We start from the raw sequence: 802 nt of genomic DNA, 5'->3' as shown, positions 1-802 counted from the left end.
TGTGCAGCACCTCGTCACGGTCGCGGGAGTAACGGCCCTCCCGCTGGATGTAATCGGCTTTCGCCTTGGCCGACTGGCCGCCGTTCCGGCTGCCGGTCTTGGCCGTAAGGTGATAGATGGCCATAGGGGTTTAGCTCCATGCAATGGCCCTCGGAGAGCGCACAGCCCCAAAGGGGTGCCCGCAGGGCAGTTTCTCGAAGAGAAACCGGTAAGTGCGCCCTCCCGTTAGAATGACGGTCGGGGTTTGCGGTGTCTGTGCTCCGATGATAGCATGATGGCAAGCACATAACCAAGGGGAATGTCAACATGGCAAAAGCAGCGGAACGGCTCGCCAAGCTGGAAGAGCAACGGGCACGGATCAACGCCAAGATCCAGCGGGTCAGGGCACGGGAGCAGCAGCAAAAGCGCAAGGAGGACACCCGGCGCAAGGTGCTGGTAGGCGCGTGGATACTCGGCAAAGTCGAAAGCGGCTAGTGGCCAGAACAGCGCTTGCTCGATGGGCTGGACAGCTACCTAGAGCGCGACCATGACCGGGCGCTGTTCGGACTGCCACCCAAGCAGGAATAGCAGCCACAGGAGCATGGCCAGCCGGAGCCGCGAGAGGGGCAAGGGTGAGCTTCTACCGGCTGACACCTGCCGAGATCGAAGCCCTGGAGCAAGAGATGCGAGAGGCGGGCGCGACCATCAAGGCGGAGATAGCCAAGCGCAAGGTGGCCAGCATGGCCCCTGCGGGGCTTCACACGCCCCCCCGCCCTGCGGGCAGGGGTAAAGGCCGCTAAAGCGGCTAAAGGCGTCTGCGGCT

Annotated in this window: 1 protein-coding gene; it reads left to right on the top strand. The window is 63.3% G+C overall.

Annotated elements, in window-relative coordinates; all coding sequences use genetic code 11:
• Window positions 1-306: 306 nt before the first annotated feature.
• A complete protein-coding gene (locus R7R78_RS25500) occupies window positions 307-474 on the top strand; it encodes a hypothetical protein (protein ID WP_225474544.1) in 168 nt (55 codons plus the stop codon).
• Window positions 475-802: the final 328 nt, after the last annotated feature.

It is taken from the genome of Vibrio sp. 2134-1 (genome assembly GCF_033339495.1).
Note: the sequence above shows the minus strand (reverse complement) of the source record. Positions and strands in the feature narration are given on the sequence as shown.

What these genes read in the sequence shown, in the direction of transcription:
- R7R78_RS25500 (WP_225474544.1), top strand. Translation starts at nt 307, where the DNA reads ATGGCAAAAGCAGCGGAACGGCTCGCCAAGCTGGAAGAGCAACGGGCA.